The organism is Bacillus sp. SLBN-46, assembly GCF_031453555.1.
Taxonomy (GTDB): Bacteria; Bacillota; Bacilli; order Bacillales; family Cytobacillaceae; genus Neobacillus.
Genome location: NZ_JAVIZM010000001.1, coordinates 46,737 through 60,487 on the forward strand (window position 1 = coordinate 46,737; position 13,751 = coordinate 60,487).

The 13,751-nt window shown below is 41.6% G+C and carries 9 protein-coding genes and 1 pseudogene; all 10 read right to left on the reverse strand.

Going from position 1 to position 13,751, the window contains the following annotated elements:
• Positions 1-10 precede the first annotated feature (10 nt).
• The gene (gene mglA, locus QFZ87_RS00225) at positions 11-1,516 is read right to left on the reverse strand and encodes a galactose/methyl galactoside ABC transporter ATP-binding protein MglA (RefSeq protein WP_309856311.1); all 1,506 of its coding nucleotides are present in this window, start codon (positions 1,514-1,516) and stop codon (positions 11-13) included.
• A 210-nt stretch (positions 1,517-1,726) separates the two neighbouring features.
• The gene (gene mglB / locus QFZ87_RS00230; RefSeq protein WP_309856314.1) at positions 1,727-2,788 is read right to left on the reverse strand and encodes a galactose/glucose ABC transporter substrate-binding protein MglB; all 1,062 of its coding nucleotides are present in this window, start codon (positions 2,786-2,788) and stop codon (positions 1,727-1,729) included.
• 239 nt (positions 2,789-3,027) lie between these two features.
• Positions 3,028-4,617: a response regulator transcription factor gene (locus QFZ87_RS00235; protein ID WP_309856317.1), complete on the reverse strand. Its 1,590-nt coding sequence runs from the start codon at positions 4,615-4,617 to the stop codon at positions 3,028-3,030.
• The gene (locus tag QFZ87_RS00240; RefSeq protein ID WP_309856320.1) at positions 4,592-6,070 is read right to left on the reverse strand and encodes a sensor histidine kinase; all 1,479 of its coding nucleotides are present in this window, start codon (positions 6,068-6,070) and stop codon (positions 4,592-4,594) included. The genes QFZ87_RS00235 and QFZ87_RS00240 overlap by 26 nt, the downstream gene beginning before the upstream one ends.
• Positions 6,070-7,071 carry a sugar-binding protein gene (locus QFZ87_RS00245; RefSeq protein WP_309856323.1) on the reverse strand — a complete coding sequence of 334 codons (1,002 nt, stop codon included), beginning with the start codon at positions 7,069-7,071 and terminating at the stop codon, positions 6,070-6,072. Before QFZ87_RS00245 ends, QFZ87_RS00240 begins: the two co-directional genes overlap by 1 nt.
• Before the next feature lie 909 nt (positions 7,072-7,980).
• Positions 7,981-8,973 (reverse strand): LacI family DNA-binding transcriptional regulator, encoded by a 993-nt coding sequence (locus QFZ87_RS00250; protein WP_309856326.1) that lies wholly within the window; start codon positions 8,971-8,973, stop codon positions 7,981-7,983.
• Positions 8,974-8,976: 3 nt separating this feature from the next.
• On the reverse strand, positions 8,977-10,035 hold the full coding sequence (locus tag QFZ87_RS00255) for an aldose epimerase family protein (RefSeq protein ID WP_309856328.1): 1,059 nt from the start codon (positions 10,033-10,035) through the stop codon (positions 8,977-8,979).
• A gap of 18 nt (positions 10,036-10,053) precedes the next feature.
• Positions 10,054-11,539, reverse strand: a pseudogene (gene galT / locus QFZ87_RS00260) (UDP-glucose--hexose-1-phosphate uridylyltransferase).
• A gap of 11 nt (positions 11,540-11,550) precedes the next feature.
• Positions 11,551-12,540 carry a UDP-glucose 4-epimerase GalE gene (galE, locus tag QFZ87_RS00265; protein ID WP_309856331.1) on the reverse strand — a complete coding sequence of 330 codons (990 nt, stop codon included), beginning with the start codon at positions 12,538-12,540 and terminating at the stop codon, positions 11,551-11,553.
• A complete protein-coding gene (locus QFZ87_RS00270; protein ID WP_309856334.1) occupies positions 12,541-13,722 on the reverse strand; it encodes a galactokinase in 1,182 nt (393 codons plus the stop codon).
• Positions 13,723-13,751: the final 29 nt, after the last annotated feature.

Here is a 13,751-nt window from a genome sequence, read left to right on the forward strand (position 1 = left end):
GCATCTCCTCCTAATACAAAGCTGCTAATCGCATGATTTCTTCCTGCGACGTTTTAGCTGTTTCAACGATTCCTGCTGCTTTACCATTACTCATAACTAAAATTCGATCGGTTACACCTAAAAGCTCTGGCATTTCAGAAGAAATCATAATAATTCCCTTGCCTTCAGCTGCTAATTCATTAATTAACTGGTAGATTTCAAACTTCGCCCCCACGTCGATTCCTCTCGTCGGTTCATCCAGTAATAAGATATCTGGTTTGGTTAATAGCCAACGCCCGATAATAACCTTTTGCTGGTTACCGCCTGAAAGACTGCCAATGGACGTTTTTTGTGAAGGCGTTTTTACCTTCATTGAATCAATTACCCATTGGGTATCGTGTTCAACTTTCTTATCAGACAGGAACCCACTTTTCGTTTTATATTGCTTCATGTTAGAAATAATTGAGTTAAAGCTGATACTTAGTTCTGGGAAGATTCCCGTTGATCTTCTTTCTTCCGTAACGAGTGCAAAGCCGTTCCTAATGGCATGCTGTGGCGAATGGTTTTGAATCACCTTGCCATGCAATTCAATTGTTCCAGAGGAGATCCCGCGAATTCCAAATAATGCCTCAACAACCTCTGTCCGCTTTGACCCTACTAATCCAGCAATCCCTAAGATTTCACCTTTACGAAGCTCAAAGTTAATATTTGAAAAAGATGGCTGTGTTTCTGCTGTGAAATCAGAAACCTTTAAAATCTTTTCTCCTGGTTCATTAACCTTCGCTGGGAAGCGCTGCGATAAGTCACGGCCAACCATCAGCTTGATGATTTCATCGGTTGTTAATTCTTTTGCGCTCTTTGTCGCAATATACTGACCGTCACGCATGATCGTTACCTCATCAGAAATCTTTAAGATTTCCTCCATTTTGTGAGAAATATAGATAATCGCCACATTCTCACTTTGAAGCCTTCGGATGATTCTAAAGAGATGATTGACTTCTGTTTCGGTTAAGGATGACGTCGGTTCGTCCATTACGATAATTTTCGAGTGGTATGAAACAGCTTTTGCAATTTCCACCATTTGCATTTCCGAAACGGATAACGTGCTCACCTTACTGCGTGGGTCAATGTTGATATCTAAGCTCTTAAAAATAGCTGCTGTATCCTCGTACATTTTCTTTTCATCGATGAAAATACCTTTTTTCGGATACCGTCCTAGCCAGAGATTATCCATGACATTTTGCTGGCGGACCTGGTTTAATTCTTGGTGCACCATGGAAACGCCGTTTTCAAGTGCCTGCTTTGAATTGGCAAAGGAAACCTCTTTTCCATCAAAAAGAATTTTACCTTCATCCATCGAATAAATGCCGAATAAGCATTTCATTAATGTGGATTTTCCTGCACCATTTTCGCCCATCAAGGCATGTACGGAGCCGGGCTTCACTTTCAAGGAAACATTGTCCAATGCAAGTACTCCAGGGAATCTTTTTGTGATATTGAGCATTTCAAGTAGATTGGCAGTACTGGATTCTGACATGAGCGAACCTCCTTACTAACTATTTAAAAATAAGAGAAGCACCTGCGAAGTGCGTCCCATTTTTTGATAAAAAAATTCAGATGCTACGGTGTCCCGCTCCAAATCGTGGTAGCATGACCCCGAACGAAAGAAAAGAAGATTCCTTTCCTTCGTTCGAAGAGCGCCAAGAGCTGAATAGAATCAGCCCTGGACCAGCGCTTCGACTAAATCTTACTTATATGCATCCTTACCAACTTGGATGTTGTCTTTTGTTACTTCTACGTAAGGAACACGAACAGCTTTCTTGTCGTCAAGCTTCCACTCTGTTCCGTCTAATACGTCTTTACCGCTCGCAGCATTCGTAGCAAGCTCAATTGTTGCTTTACCTTGGTTTTTCGCGTCATTTAACACGGTACCAACCATCTTGCCTTTTTCAATCATTTCTAATGCTTCAGGAATCGCATCAACACCTACAACTGGCATGAACTTATCGCCGGAGAAGTAGCCACCCTTTTCAAGAGAAGCAATCGCACCTAATGCCATACCATCGTTGTTAGCGATTACGAATTCGATTTTGTCATTGTATTTTGCTAACCAAGCGTCCATTTTTTCAGTTGCTTTTGTTGCATCCCACATCGCTGTATCCATTGCTAATTCTTCTACTTGGATGCCTTTTTCTTTTACAGTATCAACTGCATACTTTGTACGTGCTTCTGCATCTGGGTGTCCTGGCTCACCTTTTAATAGTACATATTGAAGTTTGCCGTCACCGTTTTTGTCCCACTTATCTTTGTTCGCTTCCCAAGCTTTTGCAATCAGTTCACCTTGGATGACACCAGATTCAGATGAAGTGGTTCCTACATAGTAAGCTTTATCGTAGCCTGCAAGTACACTTGCATCTGGCTCTTTATTGAAGAAGATAACTGGAATATTCTTTGGTTTTGCTTTATCAATAATAGTTTGAGCTGCTTTTGGATCTACTAGGTTAATAGCTAGAGATTTTGCACCTTTCGCAATCAATGTATCTACTTGCTCAATTTGTTTTGCTTGATCGTTTTGAGAGTCATTCAACATTAGGTTTACTTTACCTTTTGCTGAATTTTCCATTGCACGACGTACATAGGACATGAAGTTGTCGTCAAATTTGTAGATGGTTGCACCAACAGCCGGAAGACCGCCGTCCTTACCTTTACCAGAATCAGAACCGCTAGTTGAACTGCTGCAACCTGCGGCTAATAGAATACTAGATGCAATTGTTAAAGATAGAACCAACCCTTTTTTCTTCTTAAGCATGTGATCATTCTCCTTTTTCCTTTTGATAAAGACTAACGGTGCTTAACTAGCCTACGTGTAAGCCCTTACACATATGTTAGCATCAGGAGAACCACTGCAATAGTTCCAAACTATAGCACATTTTTGTGAATACCTAGACATTTTTGCAAACGATTACAATTTTCTGATAGTTAAATCCTATTCTTATTAAAAAATGCGAGGCGGACTCCTTTGCTTGGAGTCCGCCTCACACTGAAATCTTATTGACTAACAGTTGCTTTTCGAAATTCTGACGGCGATAAGCCGGTTTGTTTTTTAAAGACACGGCTGAAGTAATTTGGGTCTTTGTAGCCGACGGAGTAGCATATTTCCTTTAAGCTTTTTCCCGGATCCACCATTTCTGCTTTGGCGTGCTGGATCCTAATCTCCGTCAGATAATCAATAAATGTCATCCCAAAACGATCTTTAAATAATTTGCTTAAATAAAACGGACTTAATTCCACAAATTCCGCCACTGATTCTAACGTAATCGAATCGGCAAAATGCTTCTCAATATATTCCTTGGCTTTATGTAGCATACCCTTAGCATGATTATTTCTCCACACCTGCACATGATGAACGACTGATAATAAATGAGATTTTCCTTTTTCAAAAATCACCTTGCTATCCTCAGATACATCAATAGTCGGTGTTTGTTCATAGCTGATGCCTAAATCATGAAGCATGCGCGACAGCAGAATAAACAATTCATCGAATGACTTTTTCACTAGAACTGCGTTTACGTTTTTATCATCTGCATGCTTAGCAACAAACGTATCAAAAATATATAAAACTTGATTGATGTCCCCCTGACGGACCGCCTCTAACAATTTTTTCTCTACTTCAAGTACACCATTTTCCAGGTTTTCTTGGGATGACCCTTGTTTGACCCCAATGATATACTTACGGTTCGGTGTTTTTAATAGCTGTTTTAGGGCCAATACAGCTTCATGATAGGATTGATTTAACTCATGGGCATGATTATAAGGGAGTCCCACCCCTATTCGTAGTTCTGCCTGGAAAGATTCTTTTTGAAACAAGTGGTGCAGCCTCTCAACGATCACCTGTGCACTCGTTTTAAAGTTTGGTTTTTCCCCAGTCTTTTTACATAAAAATAAAACTGGTACTTGTGATTCAGTTAATTGCCCAATCATCATCTCTTCATTTTTCACTACTGATTTTTGTACTTCCTTCAGCCACATATACCAATTCTGCCTATCGCTGATTGAAAGCTCGGATGGTCCTTTTGGCTGCAGCGAGAGCAGCATAATGTATCCAGAGGTAATCTCTACCCCTAATAATTGCCCCCACTCATCGAACGTAATATCTCGAACCGAATTAACTAATAGAGAAGATACCCACTCTTTTTGAGCGATAGATACGGCACGCTCGAGGTTATCTCTTAAGCTTTGCTGTTCTTCTCTAAGTTTCCGCTCCTCTAAGATATCACTAGAAACACGTGCAACTGCCTCCAGGATATCTTGTTTACTGCTCGGTTTGAGGATATATTCTTTGACACCCTGCTGCATCACTTCTTTGGCATATTCAAATGTATTAAAAGCAGAAACCATAATAAAGCGGATCCCTGGGTCCATTTTTCTAATTTCCTTAACCGCCTGAACTCCATCCACACCGGGCATTTTAATATCCATAAAAATAATATCAGGTCTGTGTTCTGCAGCCATTTCTATTGCTTTCCTGCCATTGGGAGCTTCCCCAATGACCCTTACGTCCTTTAAGGAGCTGTTAATAATTTTCGTTAATGCTTTCCGCTCTATCACTTCATCATCCACTATAAGAATATTTAACAAGCTCGCTTCCCCCTTTTTCCGCAATAGGAATGGTCAGTCTAAAATTGGTTCCCTTAGATAGCTCTGATTCGATTTCAACAATGTCATTTCGCTGATAAAAAAGCTGCAGTCTTCTTATGACGTTTTTGACGCCAATTCCATTTGAATGATCTTTTGCCTTTTCAGGTGGTTCGTCAGCCGCAGCAGTCCCATCCACATATTGAAGCAGTCTTTTTTTGACTGACTCGTTCATTCCATCTCCGTTATCGATTACTTCTACGTAGATTCGGTCCTGATGACGATAAATATGAAGACGGATTTCTCCATTTGCTTCATAGGCTTCGACGCCATGAATAAAGGCGTTTTCGATTAATGGCTGAAGGATTAAACTAGGAATTTCAATATCTAGACAATCTTCCTCAATCTCTGTGACAAACTGAATCCGTTCACCAAATCGAGTCTGTTGAATATAAAAATACTCTTTTACAATTCGTACTTCATCTCTTAGGGTCGAGGCTTTATCGAAATCACTTAAGTTATAGCGAAGAATAGCAGCAACTGCCTCTATCAAGCGCGAGGTATGCTCTGCTTCCTCCAGATAGGCCATCTTTGAAACCGTATTCAAAGTATTGAATAAGAAGTGAGGATTGATTTGGTTTTGAAGACTCCTTAACTCCAATTCTTTTAACAGCTTATCTAATTCACCCTTTTGTTTGATTTCCGTTACTAGCTGCCTTAGGTTTGTACGCATTTGGTTGAACGTTTCGGTTAACGGCTTTAATTCATCCTTTGTTGTGATTTTTATATCTTCCCCGGATAAGTTCCCTTTTGAGATTTGCTTAGCCGCTTGTGACAATAAACTAATTGGTTTGGTAATCCCGCCCGAAATCCATAATGCTAACAAGGTGCTTAGGAAAAATGCGGCGGCGAAAAGAGAAATGGACATTAACTTATAATAATGATTTTGCCTCTCCATTTGGTTATAGAATTGTTGGTAATCGGTGAGTTTATTGTTTAACAAGCCCAGTGTACTTTCCTGCAAAAAGGAAGCAATTTTCATGACTTCATTAAAATGATAGGAGTATTGGTTTATATCTTCTTTTTGGAAGGCCATAATGGTCGCATCACTTTCTTCCAAAAAACTATCGATCATATTTTTATAATTAATGAGCTTGATATCATTTGTGTCTAGTTCCTCATAAAGGCTGCTTTGATCCTTGAGGAGCTTGGTCTTTTCTCTCTGATAGTCTTTTAGATATGAAACTTCCTTATCTAAAATATACGCATGCAGTTTTTCCGCCACTAAGTTTGTCCTTTTGGATATATCATTGAGAAGGAGAAAACGCTCAAAGCTATCATCATATTCAACGACGAGATTTTCACTGCTTTTATAAAAAAAGAAGCCGACTGAGGATAGCAAAACGACCAGTACGATGAAATAAAGAAGCAATTTGGACCGAATTCGAAATAGCATCAGTTGTTGTCCTCCTTGTTATGCATCACACTTACGGGTAAATCTCCTATTCTCATAATTCTTGTTTCTGTATGGACAACCTGAGAGACTGTTTTTCCTTCAATTATATCAATCATCATTTTTACTGCTCTGTATCCCATTTCATAAGGCTGTTGGACCACGGTTGCCTTGATTGTTCCTCTTCGAATATAGTCCAAGGTTTCAGGTAGCGTATCAAATCCAATTACATACACTTCTCTTTGTTTTTTGTACTTTTCAATAACCTGTGCAATTCCGATCCCATCTAGAGCACTGGTTCCATAAAAGGCATTGATTTCCGGATGGTCTTTTAAGAGTTGATTGGCCTTTTCTGCTGCTTTTACTGTACTGATTTCGGATTGCTGGATGTCAATAATATGTATTCCAGGTGCTTCTTTTACCGCGTCCTGAAATCCCTTCACACGCTGTTGCTGATGGTTCGCATAAAAAGTTCCGGTAATAATGGCAACATTGGCTTGTCCGTTTGTATCGGTAATTAAGGCTTTTCCTGCTAGATATCCTGAGTAATAATTGTCTGTCCCGATATAGGCTAATCGGAGACTGTTTGCGGCATCTGTATCTACTGTAATCACCGGAATTCCGTCAGCGATGACCCGATTTATTAACGGCGTAAATTGTTCATCACTTAATCCCTGTGTTAAAATCCCATCCACTTTGGAAGCTGCGGACATTTCAATTGTCTTTAAATGGTCGTCAATATTTGCCTGCTTCGGTCCTGAGTATTCCAGCAGCACACCATATTTTTTGGCGGCATCCTTTGCCCCTCTTTCAACCAGTCTCCAATACTCGTTATCTAGCTCTTCCGGTACGAGAACAAAGTGATATTTATAGGCTTCATGTACCTTTTTTTCGACGGGTAATTCATGGGTAACCACCTTATAGCCATAAAAAACCGATAATGAGCAACTTATAATAAAAAACAAAATACCAAATGTATACGCTGTCAAAGATAACTTGCTCATCCAATCTCCCCACTCTCGATGCCACTCTAACTACCGCTATTATACGGAAGATTCCAAAAATCGACAATGAAAAGAATATGGTGTCAGGCACCACAATACGAGACTCTATGAATTCGGACAACTCTCTGCTTTTTGACGCTTTGTCTGTCCGAGTTGCCTTGCCTTTTGACTATGTTTCTGCTATTCTTCCTACTCTGTCAGAAGTTGACCTGCCTTCTGACAGTGTTGCTGGTTTCTCCTTCGACTCTGTCAGAAGCTGCTTTACCTTTTGACAGTGTTGCTGGCTTTTCCTCTGACTCTGTCAGAAGTTGCTTTACCTTCTGACAGTGTTGCTGACTTTTCTGCTGACTCTGTCAGAAGTCGCCTTACCTTCTGACTATGTTGCTGACTTTTCCTCTGACTCTGTCAAAAGTTCGCTTACCTTCTGACAGTGTTGCTGGCTTTTCCTCTGACTCTGTCAGAAGTTGCTTTACCTTCTGACTATGTTTGACCTTTTACTTCCTACTCTGTCCGAAGTTGCCTTACCTTCTGACAGTGTTGCTGGCTTTTCCTCTGACTCTGTCAGAAGTTGCTTTACCTTCTGACAGTGTTGCTGACTTTTCTGCTGACTCTGTCAGAAGTCGCCTTACCTTCTGACTATGTTGCTGACTTTTCCTCTGACTCTGTCAAAAGTTCGCTTACCTTCTGACAGTGTTGCTGGCTTTTCCTCTGACTCTGTCAGAAGTTGCTTTACCTTCTGACAGTGTTGCTGACTTTTCCTACAACTCTGTCCGAAGTTGCCGACACTCGGACTAGTCTTTTCTATTATTATCTCAATCTGTCCGGATGCCCGACAGATTCCGACCAACAATACCCAATATACCTCGACACAACAACAAAAAACCCACCACGTAGTATGGTGAGTTTGGTTTAGAAGCTGCTGTTCCTTTGGATGAGCTGGGTTGTGATGTAGATTTTCTTTGCAATTTTTCTACCTTCAATTCTTTCGAGCAGCGTGTCAACAGCCGTTTCACCCATGAGCTCAGTGTATACTTTCACCGTGCTTAAAGATGGAAACACATACTTCGATATGCTAATATCGTTGACTCCAATAATGTTCACTCGCTCAGGGACAGCGATTCCCCCCTCTAGCAACGCTCGCAATGCGCCGACAGCAATCGAATCATTCGCTGCGAAAAAAGCAGTTGGCAGTTGATCTCCATGGTCCTCAATCGCTTTTTTCATCAGTCTGTTACCATCATCCACGGAAAAGGAGCCATTGTACATGAACGCTTCATTTAAGAATCCTTTTTCCCCCAGGTATTGCTTAAACGTCTTTTCCCTTGCATCCTCAATCGTGGAGGTTTTGTCCTTAAACACTTCTCTGCCGCCAATATAGCCAATGTCCGAATGCCCTTTTTCAATGAAATGATCAAGCACTTTCCGCGTTGCCTTTTCAAAGTCAATCACAACGGAATCAAAGCGTTCCTCATCTGGAGAGGTATCCACAAACACGAGGTTCTTTGTTCGTTTTGCCAGTTCACTCACTTGCTTACTGCTAAATTTTCCAATCGCAATAAGCCCTTGAATGTCCTCTGCTTCTGTTAAATCCTCAATATTGTCCTGGAAGTACTTTTCTACCTGAATTCCATGATGACGGCAGCGATTTTCAACGCCTAGACGAATGGACATGTAATATAGGTCTTCTAATTCCTCTTTTTCTGTATACCATTGCAGGAGCGCAATTTTCCCTGACTCCTGTTTCCGAACAGACTTCTTTTTATAGGAAAGCTCCTCTGCTACTTCAAAAATCCGCTTTTTTGTTTCATCGCTGACTGAAAGCGAGGTGTCATAATTCAACACTCGTGACACGGTAGCAATCGAAACCCCCGCCAATTGTGCAATATCTTTAATAGTTGCCATATATCAAACTCCTAATGTATTAGCAAAAAAACGATACGTCGTTGTAGAATAGTATAAATCCTGCGGCTCCAAGATAACAGTTGGAAATGCTGGATGATGAATAGCATCAGGAAATCCTTGTGTTTCCAAGCAAACGCCTAAATAATTTCTAGCACGGACACCTGATATGGAATATGGACCATCTAAATGGTTAGCCGTGTAAACAACGACACACGGCTGATTCGTCGTCACCAATAGCGAGCGTCCACTTTCCTCATCACTTAACATAACCGTATTCTCGTCCTCTTTTGTAAAAACAAGCGGATGGTCGTAGCCTTTCCCCACAAGGACATTTTGTGGATGAGAGGATTGGATTCCCGTACTCAATCTCCGGCCATGCTGGAAGTCAAATGGTGTATTTCGAGAAGCTAGTAATCTCCCGGTCGGAATCAAATCAGCCCCTAACTCTAAGAAGCGGTCACTTTCTAACTGGAGAATGTGCTCAGAACAATCCCTTTTAAGATTTCCGCTTAAATTAAAGTAGGAATGATTGTTTAAATTTACTAACGTTTTTTTGTCCGTTTTCCCTTTGAAGGTCATACTCAGCTCATTTTTATTATTTAGAAGATAAGTGACCGTTGTTTCTAAATTTCCGGGATACCCTTCTTCACCATCAGGGCTCAAATAGAAATATCGCACTCCAACCTGATTTTCTTCCACGATCTTCTCAGTTTTCCAAATCACAGAATTAAAGCCCTTCTTCCCCCCATGTAAATGGTTAGGCGGCTGATTTTCTGCCAGCCGGTATTCCTGTCCATCCAGTTCAAACCGAGCACCTTGAATACGCCCCGCAACTCGGCCGACAACCGCTCCAAAGTATGGCGACAAGTCCAAATAATCCTCGAATTCCTCAAAACCGAGGACCACATTCTCAAACTTCCCCTGACGGTCAGGAACCATAATCTTCGTAATTACACACCCAAAATTCAAGCATGAAACCGTCATGCCTGAATCGTTCACAAGGGTATACTCCCTGACCACATCATCCTCATACTGACCAAACCATCTTTCTAGTATTTCCATTACCCCTCACTCACCACTCTACAAAGATTGGATAAATCGCTTAAATCCTTCCATACCCGCTTCATTGCGTTTAAAGACACCTGCATCTTCTAATGCCTTTAGAAACTTCTTCCCGACTTCTTTTCTAACCAGGGATTCTACATTATTTTTACTTGCCACTCCATAATAACGTGTCTTCAGTTCTTCCGCCCAGCTTTCATGATAGTCCGGAACCTCTCCGCTTTTACCGAGAATAAATTGTTCGACTTCTACAAGCTCATCCTTTAAACGGGCTGGTAAAACAGCGAGTCCCATGACTTCAATCAGGCCAATATTTTCTTTTTTAATATGATGGACATCTGCATGTGGATGGAAAATCCCCATTGGATGCTCGTCGTTTGTCCGATTGTTTCGAAGAACCAAATCGAGTTCATAGGTATCGCCCTTTTTACGAGCAATCGGCGTAATGGTATTGTGCGGTGTCTCACCCGTCCATGCCAAAATTCCGACTTGTTCATCACTGTAATTTTTCCATTTGGCTAAAACATAAGCTCCCGCCTCTACAAGATCGCTAATTTGTTCAGACCGCAGACGAATGACAGACATCGGCCATTTCACAATGGAGGCCGTCACCTGTGGAAACCCAGCCATCTCAAATGTCCAATCATCTTCTGCCTTTGCCATCGCAAACTCATAATGACCGCCTTGGTAATGATCATGCGATAAGATTGAACCGCCAACAATTGGGATATCTGCATTCGAGCCGACAAAATAATGTGGAAACTGCTCAACAAAGGCTAATAAGCGTAAAAAGGTATCCTTGCTGATTTTCATATCTGTATGTGTTTCTGATAACACGATACAATGCTCGTTGTAATACACATACGGCGAATACTGTAAGTACCACATCTTATCAAGTAGATTGAGGCGAATCATGCGGTGATTCGAGCGTGCCGGATGACCAACCCTTCCTGCATACCCTTCGTTTTCCACACAAAGCAGGCATGTCGGATAATCCGCTTTTTTCATCGTTCTCTCAAGCTCGATGCTACGCGGATCTTTTTCTGGTTTCGATAGATTGATCGTAATATCTATATCTCCATATTCCGTCGCTGCCTTATACTCAATGTTGTTACCTATCCGCTTCATCTGGATATAATTACTATTCTTGCTAAGCTCATAAAAATAATCTGTTGCCGTCTTTGGGTCCTGCTTATATTTTTCAAAAAAGAATTGATTCACCGTTGAGGGGGCGGGCCATCAAGCAATTCATGATTTTACTCGAGAATACCTCTTTTTCGTCAAAAATATCCTCTATGACACTCTGCTGACAGGCATAGTTCACGATCTCTTCAAGCAGGTCAGGAATGCCCAGGCTACTTCTCTCGGCAAACTCCACTTCTTTAAATTCTGTTAACTCTAATAAAGAAAGAATTTGATTGCGAGCATAGATTTGGTCTTCTTGCTCGATTAATTGAACGGCCAACGCTTGGTCGATTAATTGTTGCACTAGTTGATCAATCATGTTTTTCACCTCTATTTTTGATAGCCATTAGGGTGATGCTGATGCCAATTCCAGGCATTTTCAATAATTTCATGGATGGAGGTTCTCGAAGGATTCCAACCAAGCACTTGCTTCGCTTTTTCAGAGGAGGCAATTAACGTACTAGGATCACCCGAACGTCGATCACCCATTTTGACTGGAATATCGATTCCTGTTACCTCTTTTGCTGTTTCAACAATTTCCTTTACCGAAAACCCCTGGCTGCTGCCAAGATTAAACACATTACTCTCCCCTCCCTTTTGCAGGTAACGGAGGGCTAGTATGTGGGCATCAATTAAGTCTTCAACATGAATATAATCACGGACACATGTCCCGTCTGCTGTGTCATAATCATCGCCGAAAATGGTCACTGCTTCTCTTTTTCCTAAGCCCGCTTCCAATACAACCGGAATGAGGTGCGTTTCCGGATTATGGTCCTCGCCAATTTGCCCATCGCTTCGAGCCGATGCCACGTTAAAATATCTAAGCGAGACATACTTAAAATCAAACGCCTTTTCACACCAAGCCATCATCTTTTCCATTGCGAGCTTGGTTTCACCATACGTATTCGTTGGATTCGTTGCCGCCGCTTCTGTGATCGGCACTACCTTTTGCTCTCCATAGACTGCAGCTGTAGAGGAGAAAACGATGTACTTTACACCAAACTCCTTCATCATTTCCAGAACCACTTGTGTCCCAAACACATTGTTATCAAAGTATTTTAGCGGCTCAGTCATCGACTCACCAACTAGGGAGTTCGCAGCAAAATGTAGAATTGCCTCGATGTTTTCTTTTTCAAAAACAGATCGTAAAAACGCCCGGTTACGGATATCCCCTTCATAAAACCGCGCCTGGGGATGAATAGCGTCTCGATGCCCGGTTTGCAGGTTATCGACGACCACCACTTCAAAGCCTTGATCCTTTAACTGGTAAACAGCGTGCGAACCTACATAACCCGCCCCACCTAATACGAGAATACTCATTTAGATTAACGCCTCCATTTCCATTTCCTTAGCCCCGTCTCCGATACTCGCTACATAGAAATCTGCTTCATAACCAATTTTGTCCTTATAAGCTGCCCCCACATTGGCAATAAAGTTTTCCACCTCATCATAGGCCACAATCGCAATAGCACAGCCGCCAAATCCTGCTCCCGTCATACGTGCACCAAGGACACCCGGCTGATTCCACGCTGCTTCTACTAAACTATCGAGTTCCACACCTGTCACTTCATAGTCGTCACGTAACGAAATATGCGATTGATTCATTAGCTGTCCGAATGCCGCCAGGTTTCCTGCCTTCAATTCCTCAAGTGCTTTTAAGGTCCTGACATTTTCATAGACGGCATGTTTCGCCCGTTTGCGAATAACTTCATTCGTAATCAAGAATTGATTTTCATCAAACTCTGCTTCTGAAAGCTGGCCGAGCGCTTCGATCGGAAGTTTCGTCTGAAGCTCCGCCAATGCCGCTTCACATTCTCCTCTTCGCTCGTTATACTTCGAATACGCTAATTCTCTGCGTTTGTTTGTATTCATAATAATGATTTTGTGATGGTCAAGCTGGATCGGTGCGTATTCATATTGAAGGGTCTGGCAATCTAGTAAAATTCCGGCATCCACTTTGCCCATTCCAATCGCAAATTGATCCATGATTCCGCTGTTCACACCAATAAATTCATTCTCCACCCGCTTGCCTAGCTTGATTAATTCAAGTCGAGGAATGTCTAAATGGAACAATCCATTTAGTAAAACACCTGTTAACAATTCGATGGATGCGGAAGATGAGAGCCCTGCTCCGTTCGGAATATTCCCGTTGATTGCACACTCAAATCCGGATGGAATCTCGTAGCCCGCTTCTATGATGTAGCGAATCATCCCTTTTGGGTAGTTCGCCCAATTATGTTGTTTCTCATAATCTAGTTCTCTTAAATCAAATTCGATTATTCCTTTGTCAGGAAAGTTAACCGAGTACAGGCGCACAAGCTGATCCTCACGCTTTCTTGCAACAGCATAGGTCCCGTAGGTTATGGCACATGGAAAAACATGACCGCCATTATAATCGGTGTGTTCGCCAATTAAGTTAATCCTTCCTGGAGCAAAGAATGCCTGCCTAGGTAATGCATGAAACAAGTCTAAGAATGTTTTATTTAACGATGTGACGTTCATTTACGAGTCCCTCCAACTATGTCTGCCAT

Excerpts from the sequence above, each read along its gene's own strand:
- mglA (WP_309856311.1), bottom strand. The coding sequence starts at position 1,516 with ATGTCAGAATCCAGTACTGCCAATCTACTTGAAATGCTCAATATCACA.
- QFZ87_RS00255 (WP_309856328.1), bottom strand. The coding sequence starts at position 10,035 with ATGGAAATACTAGAAAGATGGTTTGGTCAGTATGAGGATGATGTGGTC.
- QFZ87_RS00245 (WP_309856323.1), bottom strand. The coding sequence starts at position 7,071 with ATGAGCAAGTTATCTTTGACAGCGTATACATTTGGTATTTTGTTTTTT.
- QFZ87_RS00240 (WP_309856320.1), bottom strand. The coding sequence starts at position 6,070 with ATGCTATTTCGAATTCGGTCCAAATTGCTTCTTTATTTCATCGTACTG.
- mglB (WP_309856314.1), bottom strand. The coding sequence starts at position 2,788 with ATGCTTAAGAAGAAAAAAGGGTTGGTTCTATCTTTAACAATTGCATCT.
- galE (WP_309856331.1), bottom strand. The coding sequence starts at position 12,540 with ATGAGTATTCTCGTATTAGGTGGGGCGGGTTATGTAGGTTCGCACGCT.
- QFZ87_RS00270 (WP_309856334.1), bottom strand. The coding sequence starts at position 13,722 with ATGAACGTCACATCGTTAAATAAAACATTCTTAGACTTGTTTCATGCA.
- QFZ87_RS00250 (WP_309856326.1), bottom strand. The coding sequence starts at position 8,973 with ATGGCAACTATTAAAGATATTGCACAATTGGCGGGGGTTTCGATTGCT.